Source organism: Streptomyces sp. NPDC002088, assembly GCF_040296605.1.
Taxonomy (GTDB): Bacteria; Actinomycetota; Actinomycetes; order Streptomycetales; family Streptomycetaceae; genus Streptomyces.
Window position 1 is genome coordinate 37,666 of sequence record NZ_JBEOXO010000039.1, and the last position, 26,977, is coordinate 64,642.

Annotated in this window: 22 protein-coding genes and 3 pseudogenes; 13 read left to right on the forward strand and 12 right to left on the reverse strand. The window is 69.2% G+C overall.

The window, feature by feature from the left end:
• Positions 1-3: 3 nt before the first annotated feature.
• The 5 genes and pseudogenes from ureG to ABT114_RS45175 all read left to right on the forward strand — a co-directional run bounded on the left by ureG (position 4) and on the right by ABT114_RS45175 (position 3,707).
• Positions 4-717, forward strand: a complete 714-nt coding sequence (gene ureG, locus ABT114_RS45155) for an urease accessory protein UreG (protein ID WP_351151652.1) — start codon at positions 4-6, stop codon at positions 715-717.
• Positions 718-741: 24 nt separating this feature from the next.
• Positions 742-1,560: an urease accessory protein UreD gene (locus tag ABT114_RS45160; protein ID WP_351151655.1), complete on the forward strand. Its 819-nt coding sequence runs from the start codon at positions 742-744 to the stop codon at positions 1,558-1,560.
• A gap of 65 nt (positions 1,561-1,625) precedes the next feature.
• Positions 1,626-2,049, forward strand: a pseudogene (locus tag ABT114_RS45165) (indole-3-glycerol phosphate synthase).
• 256 nt (positions 2,050-2,305) lie between these two features.
• Positions 2,306-2,896: an isochorismatase family protein gene (locus tag ABT114_RS45170; RefSeq protein WP_351151658.1), complete on the forward strand. Its 591-nt coding sequence runs from the start codon at positions 2,306-2,308 to the stop codon at positions 2,894-2,896.
• A gap of 376 nt (positions 2,897-3,272) precedes the next feature.
• Positions 3,273-3,707, forward strand: a complete 435-nt coding sequence (locus ABT114_RS45175) for a cupin domain-containing protein (RefSeq protein WP_351151661.1) — start codon at positions 3,273-3,275, stop codon at positions 3,705-3,707.
• Here the strand turns inward: ABT114_RS45175 and ABT114_RS45180 are convergent.
• Positions 3,704-4,552, reverse strand: a complete 849-nt coding sequence (locus ABT114_RS45180) for a nucleotidyltransferase domain-containing protein (protein ID WP_351151664.1) — start codon at positions 4,550-4,552, stop codon at positions 3,704-3,706. The two genes, ABT114_RS45175 and ABT114_RS45180, sit on opposite strands and share 4 nt — an antisense overlap.
• A 422-nt stretch (positions 4,553-4,974) precedes the next feature.
• Between ABT114_RS45180 and ABT114_RS45185 the strand changes: the two genes are divergently transcribed.
• From ABT114_RS45185 to ABT114_RS45195, 3 genes are all read left to right on the forward strand, one after another.
• The gene (locus ABT114_RS45185; protein WP_351151667.1) at positions 4,975-6,087 is read left to right on the forward strand and encodes an iron-containing redox enzyme family protein; all 1,113 of its coding nucleotides are present in this window, start codon (positions 4,975-4,977) and stop codon (positions 6,085-6,087) included.
• Between the two features lie 404 nt (positions 6,088-6,491).
• Positions 6,492-6,839: a CU044_2847 family protein gene (locus ABT114_RS45190; protein WP_351151670.1), complete on the forward strand. Its 348-nt coding sequence runs from the start codon at positions 6,492-6,494 to the stop codon at positions 6,837-6,839.
• A complete protein-coding gene (locus ABT114_RS45195) occupies positions 6,836-11,080 on the forward strand; it encodes an nSTAND1 domain-containing NTPase (protein ID WP_351151673.1) in 4,245 nt (1,414 codons plus the stop codon). Before ABT114_RS45190 ends, ABT114_RS45195 begins: the two co-directional genes overlap by 4 nt.
• Positions 11,081-11,151: 71 nt before the next feature.
• On the opposite strand, the pseudogene ABT114_RS45200 reads toward ABT114_RS45195, so the two are convergent.
• Positions 11,152-11,554, reverse strand: a pseudogene (locus tag ABT114_RS45200) (transposase); the annotation flags it as partial.
• A gap of 180 nt (positions 11,555-11,734) precedes the next feature.
• On the opposite strand from ABT114_RS45200, the pseudogene ABT114_RS45205 reads away from it, so the two are divergent.
• Positions 11,735-11,870: pseudogene (locus tag ABT114_RS45205) on the forward strand (GntR family transcriptional regulator); the annotation flags it as partial.
• A gap of 279 nt (positions 11,871-12,149) precedes the next feature.
• Here the strand turns inward: ABT114_RS45205 and ABT114_RS45210 are convergent.
• Together ABT114_RS45210 and ABT114_RS45215 are read right to left on the reverse strand one after the other, a co-directional pair.
• Positions 12,150-12,434: a hypothetical protein gene (locus ABT114_RS45210; RefSeq protein WP_351151676.1), complete on the reverse strand. Its 285-nt coding sequence runs from the start codon at positions 12,432-12,434 to the stop codon at positions 12,150-12,152.
• Complete coding sequence (locus ABT114_RS45215; RefSeq protein WP_351151679.1) at positions 12,431-13,249, reverse strand: phytanoyl-CoA dioxygenase family protein; 819 nt, start codon at positions 13,247-13,249, stop codon at positions 12,431-12,433. The genes ABT114_RS45210 and ABT114_RS45215 overlap by 4 nt, the downstream gene beginning before the upstream one ends.
• Positions 13,250-13,319: 70 nt before the next feature.
• Between ABT114_RS45215 and ABT114_RS45220 the strand changes: the two genes are divergently transcribed.
• Entirely contained in the window at positions 13,320-14,105 is a 786-nt protein-coding gene (locus ABT114_RS45220) for an AraC family transcriptional regulator (protein ID WP_351151681.1), read from the forward strand.
• A gap of 140 nt (positions 14,106-14,245) precedes the next feature.
• Here the strand turns inward: ABT114_RS45220 and ABT114_RS45225 are convergent, their stop codons facing one another.
• Positions 14,246-14,470, reverse strand: coding sequence for a hypothetical protein (locus ABT114_RS45225; protein ID WP_351151684.1), 225 nt, complete (start codon positions 14,468-14,470; stop codon positions 14,246-14,248).
• 350 nt (positions 14,471-14,820) lie between these two features.
• Here ABT114_RS45225 and ABT114_RS45230 point away from each other — a divergent pair, with 350 nt between their 5' ends.
• Entirely contained in the window at positions 14,821-16,653 is a 1,833-nt protein-coding gene (locus tag ABT114_RS45230; protein WP_351151687.1) for a DHA2 family efflux MFS transporter permease subunit, read from the forward strand.
• Between the two features lie 30 nt (positions 16,654-16,683).
• Positions 16,684-17,919: an FAD-dependent oxidoreductase gene (locus ABT114_RS45235; RefSeq protein WP_351151689.1), complete on the forward strand. Its 1,236-nt coding sequence runs from the start codon at positions 16,684-16,686 to the stop codon at positions 17,917-17,919.
• Between the two features lie 339 nt (positions 17,920-18,258).
• Here the strand turns inward: ABT114_RS45235 and ABT114_RS45240 are convergent, their stop codons facing one another.
• The 7 genes from ABT114_RS45240 to ABT114_RS45270 form a co-directional block, all read right to left on the reverse strand.
• Complete coding sequence (locus ABT114_RS45240; RefSeq protein ID WP_351151692.1) at positions 18,259-19,056, reverse strand: ABC transporter ATP-binding protein; 798 nt, start codon at positions 19,054-19,056, stop codon at positions 18,259-18,261.
• Positions 19,049-20,056, reverse strand: coding sequence for an ABC transporter ATP-binding protein (locus ABT114_RS45245; RefSeq protein WP_351151695.1), 1,008 nt, complete (start codon positions 20,054-20,056; stop codon positions 19,049-19,051). The genes ABT114_RS45240 and ABT114_RS45245 overlap by 8 nt, the downstream gene beginning before the upstream one ends.
• Positions 20,053-20,907 (reverse strand): ABC transporter permease, encoded by an 855-nt coding sequence (locus tag ABT114_RS45250; protein ID WP_351151698.1) that lies wholly within the window; start codon positions 20,905-20,907, stop codon positions 20,053-20,055. Before ABT114_RS45250 ends, ABT114_RS45245 begins: the two co-directional genes overlap by 4 nt.
• Positions 20,907-21,881 carry an ABC transporter permease gene (locus tag ABT114_RS45255; RefSeq protein WP_351151701.1) on the reverse strand — a complete coding sequence of 325 codons (975 nt, stop codon included), beginning with the start codon at positions 21,879-21,881 and terminating at the stop codon, positions 20,907-20,909. The genes ABT114_RS45250 and ABT114_RS45255 overlap by 1 nt, the downstream gene beginning before the upstream one ends.
• 18 nt (positions 21,882-21,899) lie before the next feature.
• On the reverse strand, positions 21,900-23,282 hold the full coding sequence (locus tag ABT114_RS45260; RefSeq protein ID WP_351151703.1) for an ABC transporter substrate-binding protein: 1,383 nt from the start codon (positions 23,280-23,282) through the stop codon (positions 21,900-21,902).
• Positions 23,283-23,520: 238 nt separating this feature from the next.
• Positions 23,521-24,060, reverse strand: a complete 540-nt coding sequence (locus ABT114_RS45265) for a hotdog family protein (protein ID WP_351151706.1) — start codon at positions 24,058-24,060, stop codon at positions 23,521-23,523.
• The gene (locus ABT114_RS45270) at positions 24,057-26,234 is read right to left on the reverse strand and encodes an acetate--CoA ligase family protein (protein WP_351151709.1); all 2,178 of its coding nucleotides are present in this window, start codon (positions 26,232-26,234) and stop codon (positions 24,057-24,059) included. The genes ABT114_RS45265 and ABT114_RS45270 overlap by 4 nt, the downstream gene beginning before the upstream one ends.
• A gap of 145 nt (positions 26,235-26,379) precedes the next feature.
• On the opposite strand from ABT114_RS45270, the gene ABT114_RS45275 reads away from it, so the two are divergent.
• A complete protein-coding gene (locus tag ABT114_RS45275) occupies positions 26,380-26,967 on the forward strand; it encodes a TetR/AcrR family transcriptional regulator (RefSeq protein ID WP_351151712.1) in 588 nt (195 codons plus the stop codon).
• The last annotated feature ends 10 nt before the right edge of the window (positions 26,968-26,977 follow it).

Sequence of the window (26,977 nt, forward strand, 5' to 3'; positions counted from 1 at the left end):
CCCATGCACCTCGACCACATGCACGACGGCCCCGGCGGCGTCTCCGCCGACTCCCAGCGCCCGGACGGCACCCGCCGCGCCCTCAGGGTCGGCCTCGGCGGCCCGGTCGGTTCCGGTAAGACCGCCACCGTCGCCGCCCTCTGCCGCACCCTGCGCGACACGTATGCGCTTGCCGTCGTCACCAACGACATCTACACCCGTGAGGACGCCGAATTCCTGCTCCGCGAGGCCGTCCTGCCCCCCGAGCGGATCACCGCCGTGGAGACCGGAGCCTGCCCGCACACAGCGATCCGCGACGACATCTCCGCCAACCTGGAGGCCGTAGAAGAGCTCGAGGACCGCCTCGGCCCTCTGGACCTGATCCTCGTCGAGTCCGGCGGCGACAACCTCACCGCAACCTTCTCCAAGGGCCTCGTCGACACACAAATCTTCGTCATCGACGTCTCCAGCGGCGACGACATCCCCCGCAAGGGCGGCCCCGGCATCACTACCGCCGACCTCTTCGTCGTCAACAAAACCGACCTCGCCCCCTACGTCGGCGCCGACCTCGACACCATGGCCTCCGACGCGGCCCAGCGGCGCGGCGACCTCCCCGTCGTCTTCACCTCCCTCACCAGCGACGACGGCGTCCGGCCCATCGCCGACTGGGTACTGAAACGCCTCACCGCCTGGCGCCACGGGACCACACAGCCCGAACCCACCGTCGCCGCGCACTGATCCCGCTACGACCAGGCAGGAGACATGAGCACGCTCGCCGAAAACCTCAAGCCCCTCCCTGCGGCCCTCCCCGATGTTTCCGGCGTCGCGGCAACCGCCCGGGTGCGGGCCGCTCACAACGGCCGCACCACCACCCTGCCCCTGCTCAGCAGCGACGGACCCTTTCACCTCCAAAGGCTCCGCCCGCGTGGCGACCTGGCCCGCATCGACGTCATCGGCGCCATGAGCGGCCCCCTCGGCGGCGACCGGCTCGCCTTCCATGCCGATGCCGGCCCGCACGCCCGCCTCCAGATCACCGCAGCCGCCTCCACCATCGCGCTGCGCGGCCCCACCGACGACCCCGCCACCTACGACGTCCGCCTGACCGTCGGCGACGCCGCCGCCCTGCACTGGCTGCCGCAGCCCCTGATCAGCACCGCTGGCAGCAACCTCCGCCAGACCTGCACCGTCCACCTCGCCCCCACTGCCCGCCTCGTCCTGAGGGACGAACAAATCCTCGGCCGCACCGGCGAGACCAGCGGCAACCTGACCACCCGCCTCACCGTGCTCCGCGCCGACCGCCCCCTTCTCGACCAGCACACCTCCTACGGCGACCCCCACCCCGCCTGGGACGGCCCGGCCGTCATCGGCTCGCACCGCGCCTGCGGCCAACTCCTCGTCGTCGACCCGTCCCTCACCCCGGCAGCCCTCCCACCGGTCCTCCTCGGCGACCCCGACACCCCGGCCCACGGTGTGCTGGCCCCCCTCGTCGGCCCGGCTCTCCTCGCCACCGCGGTGGCCGACACCGCCACCCGGCTGCGTCACCTCCTCGACGAGGCACTGCGACGAGCGCTCACCCCATAGGCGAGGACCACCCATGGCCATCAGCCCATTGGCGGCCACCTCCCTGATGGTGTTCACAAGCACTGATGGTCGAGCAGCCGCTGTCCGCGGCAGATGTCGACTTCGTCACCAACCGCCATGCCGAAAGCAATGTCCTTGGTCGTTCTGCTGCAGCCGCGAGACATGACGGACCAGCTGTTGCGCTTGGAGAACTGGAGGAAACGGGTGACGAGCCCGAAGACGGCAAGGCCCTACGACCCGCCGCCGCGGGCACTGGAGCACTCGCTCCTTAGCCTGCGCGACGCCGGCTGACATGCCGTAGGCCAGCTGGTCGCGGACCACCCCTTAGACCTGCTTCGGTCAGTGGTTGACGAGACCAACGCTGATGAGGTGATCGTCCTGACCGCCCCGCACCACGTCAAGGAGTTCGTCCACCGGGACTGAGCGGACCGGGCCCGCCACAAAGTGGGCGTTCCGGTACTCAAGCTCTACGCCCACAACGAGGAGTGATCTCTTTGGCCGGATGACGAACCACATGCAGGCCATGCGGCCGCAGCGGGTGGCTCGAATCGCTCGCTCCGAACGGGCCGGAACGGGGAGCTCAAGATCACTTTCCGCCGTGCTGGTAGCCGAACTCGCGTGACAGCGGGGACCAAGCGCGTGCGCGGACCGGGCCGGTCAGGTGAATCGCGGGCCCGTGGTGCGTCCGTTCGCAGCGGACGGGCAGGCATACAAGCACGGGTTCCTGCGAGGAAGGGATTGCGCTGTGCGCCGTGCTCTGATCGTCGTCGATGTGCAGAAGGACTTCTGTGAGGGCGGCAGCATCCCGGTGAAGGGCGGCGCCGACCGGGCCCGCGCCATCGCCGAAATGGTCCAGCGCTCCGACGGCGAGTACGCGCACATCGTCGCCACCCGCGACCACCACATCGATCCGGGCGACCACTTCTCCGACCATCCGGACTACCAAAACTCCTTCCCCGTGCACTGCGTGGCCGGCAGCGAGGGAGGCGCCTTCCACCCGCACTTCGCGCCGATCGCCGCTTCCAGCGCCGTCGACGAGGTTTTCTACAAGGGGGCGCACTCCGCTTCCAAAAGCGGCTTCGAGGGCTCGGCCCAGGACGGCACCTCCCTCGCCGACTGGCTGCACGGGCGCAGCGTCAGCGATGTCGACGTCGTCGGTATCGCCACCGACCACTGTGTGAAGGCCACCGCGCTGGACGGCGCGAAAGCCGGCTTCTCCGTACGTGTCCTGCTCGACTACACCGCCGGCGTCGCCGCCCACACCACCGACCAGGCCATCGAGGAACTGCGCCAGGCCGGCGTCGCACTCACGGGCGAACCTGTCGTCCTCAACTAAGTGACCAGCCTCTCCTGCGTAACTCCGCCAACACGGAGTCGAGGTAGGGCAGCGACGAGCTCGTCTGCGGGCCTTGGCATACAGGGCGGGCCAACGGGCCTCCGCTTCCGGCGCGCAGGCAGTCACCAGCACCTCGCTCGTGTCAGCGACAACCCGCAAGGCCTGCTCGCTGCACACCCACCCGCAGCGGTGGACGTCACCGTGTACGACTGTCTGCCCTGCCTCGAAGCTGCGCACCGGCTTCTCCACCGTTGCCACAGTGTCACCTGAGTGGCGGTTCCGCCGTGCGGTTCACCTGCGGGTCCCGGACGCTGACAGCGAGTGGACCTGCACCCAGGACCGTGGCCCAGAAGGGACGATGATGAAATTTTCGACCATGCATGCCGATAAGGTTGCCGCCAAGGACACCACGCCTGACGGCTCGCTCGTGCGGACGCTTGGCGTTCTTCCGAACGTCGCAAGCTTCGCCCAGTTCGAACTTGCACCGAATCAGGCGTCGCAGGCACTGTCCCACGGCAGTGTGCAGGAAATCTGGTACGTCGTCTCCGGCTCCGGGGAGCTGTGGCGAAGCCTTGACAGCAAGGATGACAAGACCCGCCTCGAGCCAGGTGTCTGTGTGACCATCCCTGCCGGCACGTCTTTCCAGTCCCAGGCCGGAAATGACGGCCTGCAGATTGTCGCGGTGACCATTCCGCCGTGGCCGGGCAACGCAGGCGAGGCCCGGCAGCAAGACGGTCCCTGGCGCGTGGCAGCCAAGGCAGTGAAGGACGCCCGATCAGCAAGCCAGGGACTCCCCTTTGGTCCTCGTTAGGACAGGAGCCGATCCCGCCAGCGCTCGAAATCCATGACGAGGCCGCAGTCGCCCACCATGGACAGAGGCCCCGCGAGCAGACAGTCGATGTAATGCACATATAGGGGGACGAGTTGGGCGCGCAGCAGGGGAACCGCCTCGTCCTCTCGCAGGGGCTCCCCCTTGCGCCATCGCATCGCGGCCCGGATGAGGTCGCCTGCCACCGGCCTCTGAGCCGCCAAGTACCTTTCGGAGGCTTTGTCGGTGGCACCGACGCGGCCGGTCCGAGCCGTGTGGAGAAACCGCACGGGGAGCAGAATGATCTTCGTCAGCCAGAGAGGATCGGCGGGATCAACGAGTGCCCGGGGGTCACGGAACGTGCCGATGACCTGATCGGTCGCAAAGAACTCCAGAGCGGAACGGGCGCTGTCTTCGGCCAATTCGGCACCGCTGGGGCGCGGGAGATGCGCTGTGATGTCCTGGCCGTGCAGCACCTTCCCGTGTTCGGCGAGGTCCAGCCGGTCGACGGCGGGGAACCTCCCGTCGCTCCGATTGCCCGTCAGTGCACTCAGGGAGCTCCAGAACACGGAGAGCCGCTGATGCAGCGGGTCACCGCCGGCGCGCAGCTCGTCTCTCACACGTTCGATAGCAGGCAGATCATCCGGTGACCGGCCGTCCAGGACCAGCGCCAGGTCCACGTCGCTGACAGTGGGCGCGAAGCCCCCATGAGCCAGGCTCCCCAAGGCATAAGCGCCCAAAAGCCGCTTCCCCAGGAATTCCCGGTAGGCAGCAACAGCGTGCCGCAGCACAAGCCATCCGGACTCGTCGACCTGGCCCGCCCGGTGTGACAGTACGGGTGGCGTCATACAGCGACGCTCATCTTGCAGTCCCCGGGAAATCCGTGGTGAGTGACACACGTTCACCTTCCGCCGCCCATTCCGACCTCACACTGCGACGGCCTGACGTCTGCCAAACGGAGGCCGCCAGTAGAGGGCGCGACACACTGTAGATGCATTTCAGCCTGCTCGACTGCCGTACACGCCCAAGGCGCGAGCGGATGCCCGGCACGTTCATTCCGCAGGCATGCGGCGACATAAAACCGCGCACCCGGCTCGCCGGATATCAGACGGACCGGCCATGAGTTTCGGCTCGAACCGTCGTCGCGGCGGCACGCCGTGGCAGCGCCAGGGCGCGGCGCGCGTGACCGTCCCGATATCCGAGTATCATTTTCGGCGAGGCGTCGTTGCGGCTATGGGGCAACGTAAACGCGCAGAAGATGAGGGAACGAGTGATCAAGGATCTCTCACTTGAACGCATTCCGTCTCGGGATGGCGTATTACGTCCAGCCCAAGACACTCCCGCCGGCTCGGTAGAAAAGTTGCTGGGCGGGTGTCTGCGCATCACGGACACCCGCCTGGGGCGTCAAAACGGGCATCAGACCCACCTCCTGGAGACCCTCGAACGAACGCTCGACAAAGGTGTTTCAAGCGGAGACGAAGCAGCGTTGCTCGATGTGCACCGCAGCGCATACACGATCTACGAGACACTGCTTGGCCATCCGTTGAGTTCCGGTCCTCTTCACGAGCGCAGCGAATGGTTCAACTCGTTCCGCCACATTTTCGAGGAACGTGTTATGAACGCCGACACCGAAGCTGTCTCCCACCGGCTCCCGTCACCTGCGGATGCGACACAGCCCGGGTTCGTCCGCGATTGGATCCTGGCGGCGGCCAAGGAGCGCACCCCCTTGGACAGCGCGGTGGAGATCCATCTCGCCGAGCACGCGACTCTCGAAGAGCTGGCCCAGTTCGTTCAGGCGGACGGCTACCTCAACTACCGCTTCTACGACGCCCTGGTGCTTGCTCAGCCGCACTTCATGGAGACCGTGAAGCACCAGATCAGCCGCCACATGTGGGATGAGTGCGGCGAGGGAGACATGCTGACGGCACACACTGTGCAGTTCGCCCGCAGCCTTCGCCGGCTCGGGCTGGAGCTTCCCGCGGTACCACTATGGGAAGACTGGCGTCCGTACGCCGGGTACAACTTGTACTTCATACTGGCGTTCAACAGGCGCCACTACTTCAAAGCGCTAGGCAGTCTCGCCATGCCAGAGCTCTTCGACGCGGATCGGGATGCCGCCGTGGTACGTGGGTTCAAACGGCACGGTTTCAATCCTCAGAAGGACTTCGAATTCTTCTTCAACCACATGGAGGCCGATGCTGAGCACGGCCCAGAATGGCTGGACGGGGTGGTATTGCCCATCGTGGAGGCAGAGCCGGAGGCGGGCATCGAACTCATCACCGGCGGGGCCCTCCGGATGCTCGCCATGCGTCGATACAACGCATATCTCGCTCACCGCCTTGGGCTTCCCGAAGCCTCAGCATTCGCACCGCTCACCCACTAGCTAGTGACGTCACCCGAACCCGAGAGCGCGCGCTGTCGCCGCTGCTCGTAGAAGTTGTCACCGACGAAGACCCGGCATGGAACACTGCCGCGGAGGTCGGACTCCCCCAGGTGACACGGCAGAAGTGGCAGTGCGGCTGGTGCTGGCCGACCGCGAGGGCTTGTTGCCTGCACATGCCGCATTGGACCGTCACGGAGGCGTTCGGCTTCAGAGCAGCTGCTTGCGCCTCCATGCGCGCGTCGACGAGTTCACTCAGCCCCTGATAGCGGTCCCGCGGGATTGCCAAGGTGTCGTCGACCAGGAGGCGGTCGGGCTTCGGCTTCCGCGCTCCCCATCTTGTGCTCATGGATGTTCCTGGCTGCAATATCTACAGTGCTGTGGTTGACGGCTGGTCAGGGGGACCCATGTCGTACGTGGGGGAATTGGCGCTGGCGGACGGCAGCGTGCTGCTGGTCGAGGTGCAGGGGGAAGCGCCGCCAGGCGTCGACCGGGTGGGACGGCTGGCCGACGGTCTGCGCCAAGGCGCCCAGTCCCTGGACGAGGCGCTCGCCGGGGTACGCCCGGCCCTGCAGTCGGTCGTCGACACGGTCCGGGGACTGGCCACCGTACCCCAGGCCGTGACCGTGCAGTTCGGTATCACTGTTGTGGCGGGAGCGGGAGTCGTGGTGGCCAGGGCGGCGACCGAGGCCAGCTTCACGGTGACCGCGACCTGGGACAACTCCGCTTCCGCTAGCGCGGCCGGCCCATCATGACCAGCGCCGTCGACCGCCTTGCGCCGGCGGTCGCGAGAGTGCTGGCGCCGGACGGCACCGTCGCCGGAGCCGGCTTCCTCATCGCGCCGGACACCGTGTGCACCTGCGCGCACGTCGTCGCGCAGGCGCTCGGCACCGAGCACGCAGAGCGGTCCCGCGACCTCCCCGACGGCACAGTCACCCTCGACTTCCCGCTGATACGTCACGCGTCGCACGCACAGCGGACCTACCCCGTCAGGGTCTCCTCCTGGGAACCGGTCGGCGAAGACGGCAGCGGGGACATCGCCCTGCTGCGGCTGCCCGAGGAACTCCCCCAGACAGTCCGCCCGGTGCCACTGGTCAGCAGCGGCGAGATGTGGGGGCACCACTTCCGAGTGCTCGGCTTCCCGGCCGGCAGCGACCACGGCCAGTGGGCGCAGGGTCGCGTGCGCGACCGAGTCGGTGCCGGGTGGATCGCGCTGTCCGAGGAGTACGACCGGCTGCGCCGCATCTCCCGCGGATTCAGCGGGTGTCCCGTGTGGGACGAAGAACTCGGCGGCGTCATCGGCATGGTGGTGGCCACGGCCCGCGGCGAACGCGAGGACACCGCCTACCTGGTGCCGTCCGCCACGCTGGTCGAACTGCAGCCCGGACTGCGGCGCTGTCCGTACCGGGGTCTGGAGCCGTTCCGGGAGGAGGACGCGGAGTTCTTCTACGGCCGGGAGACGGATGTCAGCCGGGTGACCGACACCGTACTCCGGTACGCGGTCGTCACCGTCGTCGGCGCGTCGGGCAGAGGTAAGTCCTCCCTCGTACGCGCGGGTGTGCTACCTGAACTTCGCTCCCGGGGCTACTCGGTGACCGCGTTCCGGCCCATCCGGGGTGCCCGCCCCGTACGTGCCCTGGCACGGGCGCTGGCGGTCGAACCGGCCACCGTGGAGGGACGCTTGACCGAGACCGCAGCGCTGCTGACCGAGGAACTCCTCGCTCGCAGCGGCGACCGGGGCCACGTCCTGTTCCTCGACCAGTTCGAGGAGGTCGCCGCCACCGAGCCCGACGAGGCCCGCCGGCTGCTGGCCCTGGCCGTTGCCATGACCCGGGCCGTACGCCCCACCTCTGGCCGTGCGCTCCGTGTCGTCGCCACTCTCCGGCACGGTTCGCTCGACGGCCTGGTCGAGCCGGGGATGGCCGGGCTGCTGAGCGAGGGCACGCAGATCATCGCGCCGCTCGATCGCCCCGCGCTGCTGCGCGCCATCACCGGTTCGGCCGGCCGGGTTCCGGGCCTGGCCTTCGAACCGGGGCTGCCGGAGCGGATCGTGGACGACGCGGAGGCGGAGCCGAGCTGCCTGCCGCTCGTCCAGTTCGCACTGACCCGCCTGTGGGAGAGCCGTCGGCACACCCTTCTCACGCACGCGGCCTACGAATCCCTCGGGCGGGTGGGCGGCGCGCTGACGGCCTATGCGGAACAGTCGGTCGCGCCCGCCCTGGCCGACCTTGGCGAGGACACCCTGCGCCGGCTCCTCGCCCAGCTGGCTCGGCCGGACGAGAAGTCGGAGTTCGTTCGGATGCCAGCTCGCCTCGACGGCCTTGACCACCAACTCCGCAACGCTGCCCACGCGTTGAGCCTCACCCGGCTGGTGACCCTCAACCACACGGCGGAGGGCGAGGAGATCGTCGACCTTGCTCACGAGTCGTTGATCCGGCAGTGGCCCCGCGCCCAGGCCTGGCTGGAGGAGACCCGCGATTTCCGCGCCTGGCAGGAACAGGTGCGCGCGGCGACCGCCGTATGGCAGCAGAACAACCGGGACCCCGGGGCACTGATGCGCGGGGCGGTGCTGGAACGGGCCCTCGAGTGGCGGACGCGGCGCGCCCCGGACATCGGCAAGGAGGAGCTCGCCTACATCGAACAGAGCGACTGGAGACGTCGGCGGGGTGTGCGACGGCTGCGGGTGACGACGGCGTGCATCGCGTTGCTGGCGCTAGCGGCGGGGGTGCTGGCGGTGTTCTCCTTCCAGAAGGCGGAGCAGCAGCGGGCGGCCAACGACCGGATCGCATCACGGGTGTTGGCCTCCGAGGCTGACGCACGCCTGGGTACGGATCCGTCGCAGTCGATCGCGCTGGCGCTGGAGGCGTGGCGGCGGTCGGACACTGCGCAGGCGCGGGCAGCGTTGCTGAACCAGTACATGGCGCTGGCGGGTACGACGGTGGTCGAGGACGGAATCGGCGAGAGCGGGAACAGCCACTTCGCTGCCTCGAACGACGGCCACGTCTTCGTCCAGGTGACCCCGCACGGAGAACGACGAACAGTCTCGGTCGTCACGGTGTCGGACTCGGGTACCGAGCGGGTCGTGCGGCTCAGCGGGGTTCCACAGAAGGCCGACGCAGTCGACGTCAGCGACGATGGAGACCGCGTGGCTGTTGCGGGAGGCAACGGCGAGTTCGCGGTCTGGGAACCAGTGGGGCACCAGTGGAACCGTGCGGCGGCCGGGCAGTGGGCACCAGTGCGCAGCACCGAGGGCCTGTCGACGCTGCGCCTCGACTTCTCGCCCGACGGCCGACGGCTGCTGCATCTGGTGACGGGCGGCAGCGCGGAGTCGTGCGGCACGGCGAGCGGTTGGCGCACGGTCTGGACCACGGAGCCAGATCCCCGGCGCGTCGACAGCGTGACCGGTCGCCCGAAGGGCAGCCGCTGTGTGACCGACGCAGCCCTGGTGACCAACAGCGGCGACGTGGCACTCGCCTGGGACGGCCCCCGGGCTGGCCGGGTGTCCGTCGGGATCGAGGCGCGCTCTTCGAGCGCGCCCCACTGGTCGCTGCCGGACGTCGCATCCGCCTCCTTCGCTCCGAGCGGCAGGGGAATCGTCGTCACGGACGGGGACTACACGATGACCGCCGCGTACCTACTGGACGAGGCCGGGCGGCTGTCACCGCGCATGCCGACCGTTTCGGGCGACGAGTCGAGTCCCTTCGCCGGCTGGTCCTTCGACCTCTCCGGCCGCTTCCTGCTCAGCTCGCGGTCCGACGGCTCGACCCCGGTTCTCGACCTGCGTGAGCACAAAGCACACCAAGCCCACTCCCCGTCGGAGCAGTTCGGCTACACCGTGGGCCTGCCGACCGTCGTGGTGACGCGTCCGGGGGCCTCCCCCTGGCTGTTCTGGGGCGTCGGAAACGATCTCGTACGATCGGCCAGCGAACCCGTTTCGGCGGATTCCGGGGCAGAAGTGAGGAACTACGACAGCGAACCCATGCTGCTGACGGACGACCATGCCGTCTATGCGAAGACGGAGTCCGAGTACGCCAAGGAGTCTGTCCTGACCATCGTGTCAAGGCGAACGGACGGACCGCGCACCAGATTGACCACCTCGTCGAACGCCGACAACTGGCAAGGCTCTGGCCCCCTGACCACCGACGACGCGTACTTCGGCTTCTGGGACACGGACGGACTCGGCTACTTCCGGCTGTCCGACCCCGCCCCCCGGATCCTCACCATGCCGCACCGGGGTCCCGCCCGGCCGGTCCTCGACGCGGCACCACTGAGCAACTCCGACGTCGCAGTACTCACCGAGGACGGACTGCACCGCTTCTCCCTCTCCGGCCGTCCGGCACTGCCCGAACCCATACCCGGTGCGCCGTGCGCCGCCCGCGGCGAGAACCCCCTGGCCCGCGAAACCTGCCTCGCTCTGGTAGCACGCCCGGAGCATCCGGACGAGGTGGCAGTGCTCTTCGAGGACGGACGCATAGAACTGTGGCGGCTGCGGCAGGGAGCCACCCGTCGGCTGGGCGCCGTCGAGGCGGGTGTGGACACCAGTGCCTACGGAACCCTGTACGGGGAGGACCAGATGGCGTTTCTGGGCCGCGGCGACGGACTGCTGGTGTCGTCCTTCGGATGGACGTCTCTGTGGACATTCGACCGCGCGGAGCCCGTCTGGTCCGTCTCCGCACCGGACATCGACATGCGGGTAACGTTCCTGAACTCCGGTGTCTTTTACGCCACTTCCTACGGAGAGGAAATCTTCCATCCGGTGAAGGTGAGCGACGATGCCGATCCGGAGATCGTGCCGGGCGTCTTCCCCGGAGTCCTCGCCATCCACGGCCAGACCCTGGAGTACATGGTCGGATACCAGACCCTGAAGATCCCACTGCAGGGTGAGGACCTGGCCAAAGCACTCTGCGCCGTCCTCAACCATGAGTACGACCCCACCGACCTCAACAACATCCTCCACGGCCTCGGAGTGGACGATGCGGGCCGCTTCTGCCCCTGAAGCCGCAAACCCTGTCTGATTCCTCCGTAAGAGCCGGTGAGGGGGGCGCGGGACGGAAACATGCTGGTCAGCCCGGGTTCGAGCGTTGCGAGTCGCTGGATCGCCTCGGTGATCACATCGGTCCAGGGCCAGTGGCGGGCGAACCTGAGGTGCCGGCGGCGGGCGCGGTGCCTGTCAGGGCGAGCATCGACATCCAGGCCAGCAGGTCCAGGGCGATTTCGACGACCTCCAGCCAGATCTGATTCTGCGCGGCATCGTGCAGGTGCAGGTTGCGCAGGCCAGTGGCACGGGCGGCGCGGATACGGTCCTCGGCACGGGCGCGCTGGCGGTGGCGGAGTTCGAGTGCGGCGATCGGCGTGTTCCTGGTGTTGGCGGGAACACGGTGAGACACAGACCGTCGGCGTCGGTGAAACGCAACTGAGCACCGGGGTACGGGCGTTCCTTGCGGACGATCAGCCGCATGCCCGGAGGCCACCACGCGGCGGCCGGGGGAGGCAATGACCATCCTGACCGCGGATTCTGCACCACTCAACAGACACGCGAGCTCCTCGGTCGCCGTTCCGCCTCTCGGCTGCGGCTTGGTGGTGCGTCGTTCCAGGGACGGCTCATCTCATCCGACCGCTCCACACCCAAAACCGCCGTGCAGCCCTCCGCCAGGACCCCGACCCGGCCGCCATCACCCTGCACATCCAGGTCGCGGAGACGGTCCGCGCCCGCGACGCCGAGAGCGCCGAACAGCTGACCCGAGGAGATCACGGTGGGCGCCCTGCATGAGTTGGACATCCTGGCGACTAGCTGGCCCCGGGCGGCACAGGACGACGAGTGCGGGCGGGGCCTGCGCCTTTTCACGCCCTGTCCGATGAGATGGGCGTCGAGTACGACTGCTGTAGCCGTTCGAGGAGTGTCCCACTACGCTCGCCGAGCGCTGACGTGGTGGTTCGAGCACGCGGACCGCACCACGTGGTCCCCGTTTCTCAGCCACCTCGCCCAAGCGCTGCACTCCGGCGGCTTCACCGACGCCGCTGCCCGGTCTTCGAACGGTCGGCACGGGCACAGTGTCGTGTCTGGCTCACGCTGCAACGAGTCTCTCGAAGAAGAACTCGTGCTTGAGGAACGACGTCTCGTGTTCCGCCCCCGGGTACGGCGGGATGAGCTGAGCGGCCTGGATGAGACGCCAGCCATCCTCCAGCGCGGCGACGCCCGTCTCGTACGGCGGCTCATCGCTGTCCCCGGTGGTGGGTCGGGTGGCGCCGGTGCCGTCGTAGCGGGCCCATCCGATGACCGGGGAGTCGAGGGCGGATGTGCCCAGGTACAGGACGAGGACCTGCTGCCGCACGGTGTTCGAACTGGTCACGCGTTGCTCCTCTGCGCAGGTCGGTTGGAGATTCGGGTAGCCCAGTACTCGATGTCGAAGTCGGGGTCGGCGGACAGGAAGCGCCAGAGCTTGATCCGGTTGTGGATCTCCAGCCGGCCGGTGGCCGGTTCGTACCAGGGGAAAGTGCGTTCCAACTCCTCACGCACAGCTGGGTCGTGCAGGTCCACCGTGTCCCAGAGCCGCAGCTGCGGCACGGTCGGGTTGAAACGGATCTTGTACATGTGGCGGACGATGTCGCTGTCGTTGCGCCGCCCTCCGTGCCAGATGCCGTGGTGCAGCAGGATGACCGTACCGGCCGGGCAGGTCAGCCGGGTCTGGCCGCGCAGGTTCTGGTAGCGGCCGGTGTCGGACTCGTTGGTCCGGCGCAGATGACTGCCCGGGACGATGAGCGTGCCGCCCATGCCCGCGGTGACCTCCTGCGGGTAGTACATGAGTTGTACGTCGAAGGCGTCGGTCCGCAGATCGATGAGGGCGTCGGCGTGCAGCGGCTGCGCGCTGCCCTCGCGCGGTTCGCGGGTGTGCACGTAGTGGTGGTCGACGGTCGGATTCGGGCCCACCAGGCTCTCCAACGCGCCTGCGACGCCGGGGAGTTCGACGAGCCGTCTTGCGAAGGATCCCTCGGGGAACGCCTTCGGCACTGGGGTGCCGTACGGCACGGAGGGCAGCCCCGCGGCGAAGACGCCGAGCGCCTCCTCATTGAGTTCCCGGGGCACGATGCCGTCGAGGCGCAGGAAACCGTGCGCCACGAACCGCGCCACCTGGGCAGAACTCAGCAGTTGTCGTGTGGTTGGCATACGGCAACCGTAGAAAGAGACGGTCCCGAAGTCGTGGGCTGTAATCAGCGAGTGCTGGTAATTTTCCACCATGACGCACTCGGTGGAGTTGGCTCTCGACCTGCCTCCGCATGTGGAGAACGCGGGCGTGGGCGTACACGGGCACGCCGGCCCTCACGACGTGTTCCGGCTGCCGCGGCTGTGGCAGCTCCATCTGTACGGCTACTCCGGCACCCTGGAGTTCGGCGGCTTTCGGCATCCGATCCGCCCCGGGCACGTGAGCCTCGTGCCGCCCGGCACAGAAGTGCACTTCCACTACGACACCACGCCCTGCGAGCACCTGTACGCCCACTTCAGGCTGCCAGGCGAGGGCGAGCGGCGCCGCGTCCCGGTGATGCAGGACGCAGGTGCGGACGCCGCGGTGCTCAGCGGGCTGCTGCGGCAGACGGTCGCGGCTGGCACGCAGTCCCCGGCACGGGCCGCCGCGGAACTCTGGACAGTGCTGTGGCGCACGACCGGCCTGGCCGGTGCCTCCGGGAACCGCGAGGGGTCCCGCCATCCCGCCCTGCGGACGGCCATGGCCCACATCGAGCAACACCTGGCCGACCCGCTGGACGTCCCGGACATCGCCCGAGCCGCCGGGATCTCGCACACCCATCTGACGCGGTTGTTCCGGCAGGACACCGGACTCACGGTCGTCGGCTACATCCGGCGCCGCCGCATGGAGCGCGCCCGACACCTCCTGATCGCCTCGACGCTCGCCATCCCGGCGATCGCTGCGACCGTCGGCATCCCCGACCTCCAGGCATTCAACAAGACCTGCCGCAGGGAACTGGGCGCCTCACCGCGAGCCGTCAGGCACTCAGGGCGTCGATGAGGGCCTTGATGACATCCTCGGCGGAGGCGGTACCGCCGACGTCGCGGGTGAGGACGCGGGTATGAACCTGACGCTCGGAGCGGGAGCGCTGCGGCGTCGCTTGTGCAGGGACTGCATCGTGCGCGCGTCCTCGTACTTGCTCATGGGCATGTCGAGCAGTAACTCTTCGTCCGGAAGAGCCCGGCCCGCAGTTTCTCCAGCTGCTCGGGGCCGATCAGCCCGGTCCGCGCGTCCATCAGGTCGCTGATGAGCGTCACGGCCTCGGCACCGTCTTCGGCCGAGCGCGGCCTCGGCGTCAGACCCATGCCCTGCCAGACGTTCTCGTGCATACGGGACAGAAACTGCCGAGCCTGCTGCGAAGCCACGCTCCCTCCTCCGTGTCGAGCCGGGTCCCACGCTCCCATAACGGCAGCCGACGCGAGAAGTAGTGGGGACACGTCAGAGCCCCGGTCGGTGATCGGATTCTGTTGGCAAGTCCCGCAGAGTAAGGCCAATTGGCCACCTACGACTGTGAATTCGCCAACAGGATCTCTGTGATGGAGCGACGGGCACCGCGGCAGTCGCAGCCTGATCAGGAACTACTTCTGTGACCTCCGGTCCGAATCATCCGACGCAAACTGCTTCGGGCTGCTGCCACGTCGTCCTCAGCCTCTCGGAGGCGGCGCTGTAGTTCGCCGTTCTCTGTTTGGGCCTGGTTGAAGCGTGAGGCCAGTTCGTGGTTGTGGGTGGTCAACTCGTCCATCCGCGCAACGAGATCCTTCGAGGCGACCTGGTCGAGCTGCTGACCGACGTTGCGTTGGAGGACTCCTTTCAAGTGATCGCGCTCTTCGCGGAGTGCTCTGATCTCGGCGCGCGCGAGCTCCAGATCGGTGCGAATGCTCGCGGTGCTCGTCGTGCCTCCGGTCAGGCGATCGTGTGTAGGGCAGCTTGCATGCTGAGTCCGGGCCTTCTCGATGTGTTCGCGGACTCCGTCGGCGTAGACCAAGCAGTTCGACACTCCCGCGGTACGGGCTACGGCCGCGAAGTCCTGCTCATGTTCGGTGCCTCCTTCGGCGACCGCGTCGGCCGCCGAAGACTGTTCGCCATCGGACTCACGATCTTCACCGCGGCCTCGGTCGCGGCCGCGCTCGCCCCCGGGATGGGTGAACTCATCGCCGCCCGTGCCGCGCAGGGCGTCGGGGCCGCGATAGCGACGCCGCTGACGCTCACCCTGCTGGCAGCGGCCGTCCCCGCCGAACGGCGCGGCGTTGCCTTCAGCATCTGGGGCGCGGCCAGCGGTATCGCCGTCGTCACCGGACCGCTCATCGGTGGCACGCTCACCGAACATCTCTCCTGGCAGTGGATCTTCTGGGTGAACGTCCCGCTCGGCCTGGCGCTGATTCCGCTGGCCCTGCTGCGGCTGGGCGAGAGCCACGGACCGAACTCGAGCCTCGACCTCGCTGGCACGGCCCTGGTCAGCGGTGGTCTGTTCGGCGTCGTCTGCGCCCTGGTACGCGGCAACGCCGACGGCTGGACCAGCACGCCGGTGCTGGGCGGCTTCTTCGCGGGTACGGCCCTGCTCGTCGGCTTCGTCCTCTACGAACTGCGCGCCACGCACCCGATGCTGCCGATGCGCCTGTTCCGCCACCGCTCCTTCAGCGCCATCAACGCCGCCAGCCTGCTGATGTTCCTGGGGATGTTCGGGGCGATCTTCCTGCTCAGCCAGTACCTGCAGACCGTCGGCGGCTACTCGCCGATGGAGGCCGGCGTGCGGATGCTGCCCTGGACCGCCACGCCCGTGATCGCCGGGCCGCTGGCGGGGGCACTGTCCGACCGCATCGGCGGCGCTCCTGTCGTCACGGTGGGCATGGCCCTGAACGCGGTGGGCCTCGGGCTCTGGGCGCTGGCCGTCGAGCCGCAGGTGTCGTACACCGCTCTGCTGCCGGCGCTGATCGTCTGCGGAATCGGCATGGGTATGTTCTTCGCCCCCAGCGCGAACCTCGTCATGAGCACGGTCCGTCCGGAGGAGCAGGGCATGGCCTCCGGCGCCAACAACGCGATCCGCGAGGTCGGCGGCGCCATAGGCGTCGCGTCGCTGGTGGCGGTCTTCTCCGCCCACGTCGTACAGGTCGATACCATCGTCCTGATCCTCCTCCAGACGGACGATCACCTCAGGCCAGATGTTCCAGTCGGCCCGAGCGGCGGCGCGGGAGCGCAGGCGGCCGGCCTACGGAGGCCTTGGCCTGGTCGGACAAGACACTCCCCTCCGCCGCCGGCATGGCGCAGGTCCGGCACCCGATGGGCCGGATGGCCTGCGGACTCGATCCGGCGCTCGGCGCACACCCGGCAGCGTGCCGGCATGCAACGACGTCGCTCGACGTCGCGTGCTGCGCCGATACCGCTCCCGGATGTGCCGGCCGGTCCCCATGACGGCGCTCGGTCGCTGCCTGCCCCGCCGGCCGTCGCCCCGGGTATTCGGGGGCGGCGTCGCTGCTGCCCGGGCCGGAGTGGAGGGCCGCCTGTGGCTGGGTCATGTCCGGACGGGAGTACAATTTTCATCAGGCAATGAATTACTGCTCACCCGGAAGATGGGGCCGTGATGGAGCGGACCACGTGTTGTGTGGTGGGAGGCGGCCCCGCGGGCATGGTCCTCGCCCTGCTGATGGCCCGGGCCGGCATCGCTGTGACCGTGCTGGAGAAGCACGGCGACTTCCTGCGCGACTTTCGCGGCGACACCGTGCACCCGTCAACGCTGGCGCTGCTGGACGATTTGGGTTTGGCCGAGCGCTTCGCCCGGCTGCCGCAGCGCCGGGTCCGCACCGTCCAGTTGCCCGTCGGGGCCGGCCGTTCGATGATCACGATCGCGGACCTCGCGGTGCTGCCCGGCCCGTACAACTACGTGGCGATGGTGCCCCAGTGGGACCTGCTCGACCTTCTCGCCGACGAGGCCCGCCGCGAACCGTCCTTCCAGCTGCGGATGAACACCGAGGCGACCTCTCTCCTGATCGAAGGCGGGCGGGTGACCGGAGTGCGCTACCGCACCCACGACGGCCGCACCGGCGAACTGCGTGCCGTCCTCACGGTCGCCTGTGACGGGCGCGGATCACTGGCCCGCGCCCGGCCCGAACTGGGACTGCACCGCTTCGACTGCCCCATGGACGCCTGGTGGTTCCGGCTGCCGCGGCACGAGGGCGATCCACGCGGACTCGTCGGCGGCACCGGCGACCGCTTCCTCACCGCGATGATCGACCGCGGGGACTACTGGCAGTGCGCCGCACTCATCCCCAAGGGCACCGACCCCGAGCGCCGCGCCGCCGGCCTCGACCGCTTCCTGGCGGACTATGCCGCCGCCGTTCCCTGGCTCGCGGACCGCACGCACGCACTGCACTCCTGGGACGACGTCAAGCTGCTCGACGTGCACCTGGACCGTCTGCGCCGCTGGCATCGCCCCGGGCTGCTGTGCATCGGCGACGCGGCGCACGCGATGTCACCGGTCTTCGGCATCGGTATCAATCTCGCCGTGGAGGACGCCGTGGCCGCCGCCCGACACCTGGTCGAGCCGCTGCGCCGCGGGGTGGTGGGCCTGCGCGACGTGCGCGCGGTGCAGCGCCGTCGACGTCCCACCACCGTCGCGACACAGGCGCTCCAGCGGACGGCCCACGCCCGCTTCATCGCGCCCGTCCTCCAGGGACAGCCACCTTTCGGCAGCGCGGACCGGGCCCGGCGCATCACTGCGCTGCTCACCGGGTCACGCCTGATACGCCGTCTCCCCGCGTACTTCATCGCCTATGGCGCGCTACGGGAGCGTCCACCGGACGCGTCCGTGCGGCGCTGACGGCAAGCATGGCAGTCCTGTGGCTCAGCAGTGTCGTGAGGTTGTCTCTTGCGCCGCGGCAACTCCGCTGGCTGTACCGCCGCAGAACCACGGACGCCGCACACTGCGGCAGTCACGTGGACCTGACCAGCGTGTCCCACAGGCACGAGGCAACTCATCAGCTCTTCGGCAAGATCCTGATTCGGCTCCCGGACGTCGCCTTCCGACCCGCCTGATCCGCCCCTTTCTCGCGGCATCCGACGTTCGTCGCCGGTGCCCGCCGACCTGCTCACCTTCCGCCAGCCGCGGCGTGGCTTGCACACGAGGTCTATGGCGGCGGCGCAAGAAGCGGCGTCGTACTCAGGCCTGCTGTCGTCTGGGCTTCCAGCCGGCCCGTGGCACAGCGTCGAGCAGGCGGCGGGTGTAGTCGTGCTGGGGATGGTCGAGGACCTGTGCGGTGGGTCCCGCCTCGACGATCCGTCCCCGGTGCATGACCACGCAGTCGTCGCTGATCTGTCGTACGACACCCAGGTCGTGGGAGACGAAGAGGTACGCAACGCCCGTGTCGCGCCGCAGGCCGTCCAGGAGGTTGAGGACCTGGGCCTGGACGCTGACGTCGAGTGCGGCCACCGCCTCGTCGAGGATGAGGAGTTGGGGACGGGCCGCCAACGCGCGGGCGGTGGCGACGCGTTGGCGCTGTCCTCCGGAGAGCGCGCGGGGGTGGCAGCGGCCCGTGCGCTCGTCGAGTCCTACTTGTTCCAGGAGTTCGACGACCTGTGCCTCGGTGGCGCGCGGGGCGCCTTCTCGGTGCTCGTCGAGGATCTCGGCGATCGCCGAGGCGGCCGTCTGGCGGGGGTCGAGGGAGGAGTTGGGGTCCTGGAAGACCATCTGGATCTGCCGGGCACGCCGCTTGCGCTCGGCCCGGTCGATCCGTCCCGTGGAGCGGTGTTCCCCGGCGAACTCGACCGTGCCCTCGGTCGCCGACTCCAGGCCGGCGATGATCCGGGCGCAGGTGGTCTTTCCCGAGCCGGACTGGCCGACGACCGCGAGAGATCCCGCTGTGGGAATGCGGAAGGACACGTCGTCGACAGCGGTGAATTCCTCGCCCCGCGCGGCGAAGGTCTTGCGCAGGCCGGTCACGGTGAGCAGGTCAGTCATGGGTGGCCATCTCCTCGCGTGTCAGGGTTCCGCGTAGCTCCCGTGCCCGGTGGCAGGCCACGTCGTGGCCGCCCAACTGCTGGGCTGGCGGGGCCTGTTCGCGGCACGGATCAAGTGCGTGCGGACAGCGCGGGGCGAACACACACCCCTGCTCGATCTCGTACGCGGCACTGGGCCGGCCGGGGATCGCCGCGAGCCGGCCCCGCTGCGTCGCGCTCGGCCGGGCGGCCAACAGGGCCGCTGTGTAGGGGTGCAGTGGATGGCCGTAGAGCGTGCCCGCCGGACCGGTCTCCGCGAGCGAACCGGCGTACAGCACAGCCAGGTTGTCCGTGACAGCAGTGGCGAGGTCCAGGTCGTGGGTGATCAGGATCATGGCCAGGCCGCGCTCGCGGCGCTGCTCGTCGAGGATGGCCAGGACCTCTTCCTGGGTGGTGACGTCGAGTGCGGTGGTGGGTTCGTCCGCGACGATCAGGCGGGGCTCGGCGAGCAGCGCGGCGGCGATCATGACGCGTTGGAGGAGGCCGCCGGACAGCTGGTGCGGGTACTGGGTCATACGGCGTTCGCCGTCGGGGATGCCCACCTCGGCGAGTTGGGCGACGGCTTTGGTCGCCGCCTCGCGCCGGGTGACGTCCTCGCGTAGGCGCAGGCCCTCGGTGAGGAAGTCCCCGACGGTCCGGACGGGGTTGATGTGGGCGCGGGGGTCCTGGTGGATCATCGCGATCTCGGACGCCCGCCAGGCGCGCAGCTCACGGGGGCCGAAGCCGTAGACGTCGCGGCCGTCGAAGGTGACCGTGCCGCGTACCCGGACGCCGGGTGCCAGGAGCCGTTGTACGGCGCGTACGGTCATGGACTTGCCGGAGCCGGATTCGCCCACGATGCCGAGGGCTTCGCCGGCGCGGACTTGGAAGTGGACGTCGCTGACGATTGGCCGGATTTCATGGTCCACCGTCACGTCGATGTCGAGGTGTTCCACGGTCAACAGTGGGTCTTGGGTCGTCATGCGGGCACCTCCGCTCGCTGGGCGAGCCGTTCGCCGAGCACGTTGACGGTCACCACGGTCAGCACGATGAGGGCGCCGGCGACGAGGGTTTCCTGAGGGGAGCCGTTGAGGAGGGAGGCGCGTCCCTCGGAGATCATCAGGCCCCAGTCGGTGGCGGGTGGCCGGGCGCCGAGGCCGATGAAGGAGATGGCCGCGAGGTCGACCAGTGCCGAGGCGAAGGCGATGGTCGCCTGGGCGCGGATCAGGGGCCAAAGGGCGGGCAGCAGGTGCCGGGCGTTGATGCGCCAGGTGGAGAAGCCGGCCACGAGGCAGGCCTCCACATAGGGCAGGTGGCGCTGGCGTACGGCCGCTGACCGGATCACCCGGGCGAGGAAGGGGATGTAGGCGAGGCTGAGCGCGGCGACGGGGGCGGTGAGGCCGGTGCCGAAGACGCCGACCGCGAGGATGGCGAAGAGGAGGCTGGGGAAGGCGAGCAGGATGTCCAGGACGCGGTTGAGCAGGGTGTCGGTGCGGCCGCCGTACCAGGCCATGACCAGAGCGAGGGCGGTGCCGCCGAGCGTGGCGGCCAGGACCACGACGGCGGGGCCGAGCAGGGTGAGCGTGGCGCCGGACAGGGCGCGGCTGAGGATGTCGCGGCCCAGTGCGTCGGTGCCCAGGGGGTGGGTGGCGGAAGGGCCCGTGTCGGCGGCCAGGACGTCGGTCTGGCGGGGGTCGTAGGGGGCCAGGAACGGGCCGAGTACGGCGAGCAGGACCAGGAGCGCGCAGAGCACGGCCGTGACGGCCAGGACCGGGTCGAAGCGGCGGCGGGTGCGCCTGCGGGGCAGGGTCAGGGCGGGGGCGGTGACGGTCATCAGGCGGGCCTCCGCTCGCGGATGCGTGGATCGAGAACCCGCTGAAGGCTGTCGATCACCGTGGTGACCAGGACGAACAGCAGGACCAGCAGCAGGCTGATGGCCATGACCACGTTGTAGTCCTTGCCCTGGACGCTGGTGACGAGGAAGGAGCCGATGCCATCGATGCCGAAGGCGGTCTCCACGACGACGGTTCCAGCCACGAGCCCGGCGACGAGGGTTCCGGTGACCGTGATGATCGGGATGGCGGCGTTGCGCAAGATGTGCCGGCGGAAGACGAGCGCGGGCGGTACGCCCCGGCCCAGTGCCGTCTCCACGTGCTCGCGGGTCTGCTCCTCGCGCAGCGCGGTGCGGGTGATCTGGGCGACGTAGGCGCTCCAGCCGACCGCGAGGGCGGCGGCGGGCAGGGTGAGGTGCCAGAGCCGGTCGCCGAAGCCGCTGCCCGCGCCGAGCGTGGGGAACCAGCCCAGGTCCAGGGCGAACACGGTGACGAGGGCGGAGGCGGCCACATAGCTGGGCACCGCGATGCCCAGTCCGCTGATGGCGGCCGTGACCGGGCCGAGCGGGCGGAACACCGCGCCCAGGATGCCCAGCAGCAGGCCGATGACGATCACGAGGACAGCCGCGTAGCTCACCAGGAAGAGCGTCGTCGTCAGGCGGGCTCCGAGGAGGTCGGAGACCGGGGAGAGGTAGACCACCGAAGAGCCGAAGTTCCCGTGCAGGCAGTCGGCCAGCCAGTGGACGTAGCGGACGGGCACCGGCTCGTCGAGGCCGAGTTCGTGGCGCAGTGTCGCGCGCTGGGCGTCGGTGGCGCGGGCGCCGAGCAGGCGTCCGACGGGGTCACCTGGGGCGAGCGACAGGGCGGTGAACACGGCGAGGGACGCGACCAGCACGGTGAGGGCCGGGCCGAGGACCCAGCGGGTCAGCAGCCGCCGTACCCGTTGTGCCTTCGTCCTGCCGGGGGATGGGCTCATGGCGTGATACCTCCGGGCTCACTTCGTACCGATGAGGGCCAGCGAAGGCCGGAAGAGATAGGTGAAGGAGGTCGTGGCGCCGGTCAGGCGGCTGTTGAGGTAGCTGACCTCGTGGAGGTTGACCAGCGACGTGCCGATGCCGGCCTCCTCCCAGATGTCCTGGGCGGCGGTCAGTACCTTGACGCGCTCGGTGGTGTCGAAGATCGTGCGAGCCCGGGCGATCGCGTCCGTGACGCTCTTGTCGTTGTAATTGGTCCAGTTGTAGCCACCGCTGGGTGCGAAGGCGAAGCCGATGTACTCCAGCGGGTCGGGGGCGCCGTTGAAGTTGGCGCTGAGCACCAAGTCGGTGCCCTTCCGGGCGGCCGCGTCGTAGAGCATCGTCGAGAAGTCGAGGGGCTGGGCCTGGTTGATGGTGATCTTGACGCCGATCTCGGCGGCCTGCTGCTGGATGAGCTGGGCCACCCGGGAGAAGGTGTCGTCACCGGCCTGGATGGACAGGGTGAGTGTCTGGCCCGCGTAGCCGCTGGACTTCACCAGCTGCTTGGCCTTGTCGAGGTCGTAGGCGTTCTCGGTGGCGTAGCGGGCTGACGCCTGTTGCCACTGCTTCCTTCCGTCCGGGTCCCAGGTGGAGGAGGCGACCAGCGTGTAGTTGGGCTCGGCCGCGCCGTGGTAGACGGCCTTGGCCAGGGCCGGGCGGTCGATGGCAATCGCGAGGGCTTGGGAGAGGGCAGGGTTCTTGAGCGGTCCCTTGTCGGTCGCGACGCCGAACTCCAGGGACTGCGGGGAGGGACCGAAGTGCACCGCGCCTGTGGAGGCGCCGGTAAGGCTGGGGATCACGGACGGCGGGACCTCGTAAGCACCGTCCAGTTCACCGGACTTCAGGCCTTGAACCAGGGCGGCGGTGTCGGTGACGAAGGAGAGTGTCACCTTCGCCGCGCGGGCGCGGAACGCCTTGTCCCAGTAGGTGTCGTTGCGCGTCAGCTCGATCGACCTGCCAGGTGACCAGGACGCCAGCTCGAAGGGCCCGCTGCACATGATCCCGCCGGACGCGGTGCCGAAGTTCTTGCCGGCCTTCTCGGTGAAGGACTCCTCGACCACGAGCCCGGCGACGGTGGACATCTCCTTGAGGAACAGTTCGTCGGGCTGCTTGAACCGCACGGTGACCGTGGAGGCGCCGGACGCGGTGATCGAGGAGACGTCCTCGAAGACGAAGCCGACCGCGGCGGTGGGTTGCATGCCGCGCCGGAGGCTGTAGGCGACGTCCTGGGCGGTGACGGGCTTGCCGTCCCAGAGGCGCCCTCGCGGACGGTGAGGACCACCGTCTTCGGGTCCTTCTGTACGGCGGTCGCCAGGCCCGGCGACGTGGAGAAGTCGGGGTTGTAGCGCAGCACGGTGTCGCACAGGTTGGAGGCGACCAGGGCCGAGCTGTAGTCGACGGCGTTGACCGGGTCGACAGTGGTGGGCTCGCCCTTGGGCAGCGCCCAGTTCAGCTGGGGGATGTCGCCCTTGGCGGCGGCGAGCTGCGTCTGCACCTTCGGCCGGGCGCTGTTCGCGGTGTTGTCGTCGCTTGCCCCGCCTCCGCAGGCGGTGAGGGCGAGCAAAATGGTACAGGTGACCGCGGCAAGGCGGTAGCGGGTGTTCATGACGTGCCTCCGGGGATGTCCTCCCGGGCGGGAGCCGGGTCGGATGCGCGGTGCAGGCTGCCGTCGTGGGTGGGCAGCCACAGCACCCACAGGTCGGCGGTGAAGCCGGGACGCTCCTCGCCCCGCACCTCCACGGTGCAGCGCAGCAGGAGCAGATGTCCGTCGCCCTTCGGCCGGACCTCGGCGACGGTGCCGTGCAGGCGGATCGGCGTGCCCGCGAGCACGGGCGTGACGAAGCGGACCCGGTCCAGTCCGTAGTTGACGCCGTACCAGCCATCGCCCTCGGCGGCGACGAGGCCGTTGGCCAGGTGGTCGAGCAGCGACAACAGGTGGAAGCCCTCGACCAGGTCCTCCGGGTAGTCCTCGTCGTCGTAGGGAATCGGGTTCTGGTCGACATAGGTGACGTGGTCGAAGAGGGGGAGCATCTCCTTGTCCACGCTGAACCAGGTGCCGCGGAACTCCCGGCCGGAGAGGTCGGGCACCTCGTCGAAGGGCACGACCAGCCGGATGGGGGCAGTGGTCTGCCCGACGGTCATCGGTCAGTCCCTTCTACGGAGTCGGCGCGGCCCGCTTCGTCGGAGACGGTGCGGGCCACGAGCAGCGCGTCGACGACGCGGACGCGCCCGGCGCCGTACGCGACGAGCGTGGGGTTGAGGTCGGCCTCGTCGATGAGGTCGCGGAAGTCGGCGGCCAGCCAGGACAGGCGGTGCAGCGCGTCGGCGAGGCTGCCCAGGGCGGTGAAGGGATGGAGGTTGCGGTAGCCGGTCAGCAACCGTGCCATGCGGGTTCGGTCGATACAGCCCCGGGCCTCTGCGGGCGTCAACGGTGCCAGTCCGGAAGCGGTGTCGGCGTCCAGTTCCACCAGGACCCCGCCCGACCCGACGGTGGGCACTGCCCCGAAGACCGGGTCGGCGGCCCAGCCGAGCATGGCCTCGTGGGAGTCCGTGACCTGCTCCTGGATCTCGAAGCCGCTGATCCGGGCGTCGGGGCGGGCGGTGGCGACCGATTCCGCGATGTCCTTCAGAGCTGTACGCAGGGCGGTCGCATCGGTGAGGCCGACGGCGACGCCTCCGACGTCGGAGCGGTGGGGGATGTCCGGCGAGGAGATTTTGGCGACCACCGGATAGCGGCCCTCGGCCCAGTCGACGGCCTGGTCGGGGTCGGTGACCGTGACAGCGGCGACCAGGGGGATCCCGTACGCGGTGAGCAGGCGTCGGGTGAGGTCGTCCGGGAGCGGGCCTTGGTGGGCGGCGGTCTCGGCGCGCAGTTCGTCGACCCGATCGGGTGTGGGGAGGTCGTCAGGGCGCTGCGTGGGGCCGGGAACGGGTCGGCGGTTCCGGGCCGAGGCGGCGAGGGCCGTGAATGAGGGGCCGATCCCGCGCAGCACCGCGACACCGGGGCCGACGAAGTCCCGGAACCGTGGGTGGGTGTTGGCGGCGGAGCTGTTCGCCACGACCACCGGCTTGCCCGCCCTCGTCGCCGCCTGGATGGCCAGGCCGATGTCGGCGGCGTAGGCCAGTTCGGGCTCGGTGAGGGTGGCGTGCGCCTCCATGACGACCATGACCGAGTCGACGTTCTCGTCGCGGGCGGCGATCTCGTAGGAGAGGTTGTAGGCCTCGTCGTCGGCGCTCGGGCTGGCCCCGGCGTCGAAGGGGTTGTTGACGGCCGTCTCCGGCATCAGCTCGGCGATGCGCTTGCTCGTGTCCGGGGTGAACGGCGTCAGTCGTACGGGATACCGCTTGGCGAGATCCGCCGTGAGACCGGCCTCGCCGCCCGAGTCCGTGATGACCGCGACGCGGTTGCCGCGTGCCGCGGGGACGCCGGACGTGGCCAGGAGCTGGAGGGAGACGGCCAGTTCGTCGTAGTCGTTCACCAAAGGCACGTCGAGTCGCTCGAACAGGGCGCGGTACGCCTCGTCCCCGCCGAGCAGCGCGCCGGTGTGGGCCATGCTGGCCCTGGCACCGAGCGCCGTACGGCCCACCTTCAGCGCTATGACAGGCTTGCCGGCCTCGCGCAGGGCCCGTACCCCTTCCGTGAAGGCAGCCACGTCCTTGATCGATTCCAGGACAAGGCCGACACCTTCGGTCGCCGGGTCGGTCGCGAGCCAGGTCAGGTAGTCGGCCGTGGTCAGGCCGATCTCGTTGCCCGTGGAGATGATCTTCGCGAAGCCGGTCTCCTCCGTGGCCCGGGACAGGAAGGTCGCCGATCCCGACTGGGAGACGAGGGAGATGCGGCCCCGGGCGTGCTCGGTGAGGATGCCGTCGTAGAACCACAGCGGTATGCCGTCGGTGATGTTCAGGACGCCCATGCAGTTGTTGCCGTGCACCGCCATGGCGGAGGAGGCGGCGAAGGCGGCGAGCTGACGGGTCTGGAGGGCATCGAGTCCCGCGCTGGGCACGAGCGCCGAGCGGCAGCCCACCGCCTCCAGAGCCTTGAGGGTCTCGAGTACGGCTGCGCCGGGCAGGGACACCAGGGCCGTGTCCAGTCCGTGCGGGAGCGCGGCGATGTCCGGGGTGACCGGGAGGCCGTCGATCACGTCGGCCGAGGGGTGTACGAGGTGCAGTTCGCTCTCCGGGAACCCCTGCCGACGCAGATTCGCCAGGGCCGCGTTCCCGTCGGCGGCACGTTTCGCAGAAGCGCCGAGGACCGCCACGGACTGGGGTCGCAGCAGCGAGTCGATGCCGGCGAGATGCGGCGGACGTGTGCTCATCCATGCGCTCCTGTAGGTGCGGGGCGTTGTGTAGCGTGGAATGTATAAAGAGCGCTATGGATCCACAACGGGTCCGGCGTCAAAAAATAAAAGTTCTTACACAACGGAAACGCGGCCCTGGCCGCTCGTCACGGAGGAGAGCGGCATGCCGCGCGTGGTCGACCGTGGGGAACGCAAGCGGCACATAGCCCGGACGGCACTGCGCATCCTCCAGACGGAGGGGCCGGCCGGCGTCACCCTGCGCCGTATCGCCGAGGATCTCGGGGGATCGATCACCCTGGTCACACACTTCTACGGCAGCCGGGACGAGCTGATGGAAGCCGTACTGGAAGCCGCCTTCGCGGACTACGAGGTCGAACTGGAGCGGCTGGAGCGCGGCGCTGACGCCCGGGAGCGGCTCCTGATCCTGGTGCAGTGGATGCTGCCGCTGGACGAGGAGGGCAGGCTCCAGGAGAAGGGGCGGCTGCTGATGCTCGGGCAGTTGGGCCCGGATCCGGCGGTGCGTCGGTTCGTGGACGCGATGGAGGCGCGGATGACCGGGCTGCTGCGGCAGCATCTGTCCCCGCTGGTGCCCGCCACGGAGGTCGACGGCATGGTGGACGTGCTGCGGGTCATGACCAACGGGATGGCGTTGTCCGTGGTCGAGCGCGGGGAGCGGTGGCCTGCGAGCCACCAGCGCGCCACGCTGAATGCCGTGGTGGCGGCGCTCGGGCTCGATGTACCTGCGGGCTGAACTCCGACCC

Bases quoted from the DNA above. Each gene is read 5' to 3' on its own strand.
- ABT114_RS45250 (WP_351151698.1), bottom strand. From the start codon at position 20,907: ATGACCGTCACCGCCCCCGCCCTGACCCTGCCCCGCAGGCGCACCCGC.
- ureG (WP_351151652.1), top strand. From the start codon at position 4: ATGCACCTCGACCACATGCACGACGGCCCCGGCGGCGTCTCCGCCGAC.
- ABT114_RS45265 (WP_351151706.1), bottom strand. From the start codon at position 24,060: ATGACCGTCGGGCAGACCACTGCCCCCATCCGGCTGGTCGTGCCCTTC.
- ABT114_RS45220 (WP_351151681.1), top strand. From the start codon at position 13,320: ATGACGCACTCGGTGGAGTTGGCTCTCGACCTGCCTCCGCATGTGGAG.
- ABT114_RS45190 (WP_351151670.1), top strand. From the start codon at position 6,492: ATGTCGTACGTGGGGGAATTGGCGCTGGCGGACGGCAGCGTGCTGCTG.
- ABT114_RS45245 (WP_351151695.1), bottom strand. From the start codon at position 20,056: ATGACGACCCAAGACCCACTGTTGACCGTGGAACACCTCGACATCGAC.
- ABT114_RS45180 (WP_351151664.1), bottom strand. From the start codon at position 4,552: ATGACGCCACCCGTACTGTCACACCGGGCGGGCCAGGTCGACGAGTCC.
- ABT114_RS45240 (WP_351151692.1), bottom strand. From the start codon at position 19,056: ATGACTGACCTGCTCACCGTGACCGGCCTGCGCAAGACCTTCGCCGCG.
- ABT114_RS45270 (WP_351151709.1), bottom strand. From the start codon at position 26,234: ATGAGCACACGTCCGCCGCATCTCGCCGGCATCGACTCGCTGCTGCGA.
- ABT114_RS45215 (WP_351151679.1), bottom strand. From the start codon at position 13,249: ATGCCAACCACACGACAACTGCTGAGTTCTGCCCAGGTGGCGCGGTTC.
- ABT114_RS45235 (WP_351151689.1), top strand. From the start codon at position 16,684: ATGGAGCGGACCACGTGTTGTGTGGTGGGAGGCGGCCCCGCGGGCATG.
- ABT114_RS45195 (WP_351151673.1), top strand. From the start codon at position 6,836: ATGACCAGCGCCGTCGACCGCCTTGCGCCGGCGGTCGCGAGAGTGCTG.
- ABT114_RS45160 (WP_351151655.1), top strand. From the start codon at position 742: ATGAGCACGCTCGCCGAAAACCTCAAGCCCCTCCCTGCGGCCCTCCCC.
- ABT114_RS45175 (WP_351151661.1), top strand. From the start codon at position 3,273: ATGCATGCCGATAAGGTTGCCGCCAAGGACACCACGCCTGACGGCTCG.
- ABT114_RS45255 (WP_351151701.1), bottom strand. From the start codon at position 21,881: ATGAGCCCATCCCCCGGCAGGACGAAGGCACAACGGGTACGGCGGCTG.
- ABT114_RS45275 (WP_351151712.1), top strand. From the start codon at position 26,380: ATGCCGCGCGTGGTCGACCGTGGGGAACGCAAGCGGCACATAGCCCGG.